Annotated in this window: 1 protein-coding gene; it reads left to right on the top strand. The window is 70.7% G+C overall.

Annotated features, from left to right (window positions below):
- Positions 1-663, top strand: a 663-nt coding sequence (locus tag ACDELDRAFT_RS23340; protein WP_005801908.1) for a ProQ/FINO family protein, incomplete at both ends; no start/stop codon positions are given.

Below are 663 nucleotides of genomic sequence, written 5' to 3'. Positions count from 1 at the left end.
GCGGCAAGGGCCGCCAGCATCCTTCGGGACAATCGGGTGCCGGCGAACCGCGCGCCGGCCAGGGTGACCAGCCGGCCCGTGCGCCGCTGCGCACGCACCCGGTGCTGGAGCAACTGGCAGGCCTGTATCCCCAGCTGTTCGGCGCCGTTTTCCGGCCGCTCAAGCGCGGCATTTTCCAGGATCTGCTGGCCGCCCATCCCGAGGTGTTCGAGCGCGACGCGCTCAAGGTGGCGCTGGGCATCCACACCCGCTCCACCCGCTATCTGCAAAGCGTGGCTGCGGGCGACAAGCGCCACGACCTGGCGGGCCAGCCCGTGGAAGACATGGCGCCCGAGCACGTGCACCACGCGCTGCTGGAGGTGTTCCGCCGCCGCAAGGCCCGTGCGGGCGACGACGTGTTGCCCAAGCTGCGCAAGCGCATGATCCAGGCCTTCGAGGCCTCGGGCCTCACGCGCGAGGCGTATACCGAACTGGTCAGCGGCCGCGATGAAGCCGCCAACGCCATTCTGGAAGAAGCCTTTGCCGAATGGGCGGCCCGCAACGCCAAGGACGAGGCCCTGCTGCGCGCCTTCGAGGCCAGCGGCCAGACGCTGGACGCGTTTGCCGACATGTACGGCATGGACCCGCGCCAGGCCGGACAGATGCTGGAGCGCGCGCGCCGCC

The organism is Acidovorax delafieldii 2AN, from assembly GCF_000175235.1.
Taxonomy (GTDB): Bacteria; Pseudomonadota; Gammaproteobacteria; order Burkholderiales; family Burkholderiaceae_C; genus Acidovorax; species Acidovorax delafieldii_B.
The sequence above is the reverse complement of the archived record's forward strand: the minus strand, read 5'-3'. Positions and strand labels throughout refer to the sequence as shown.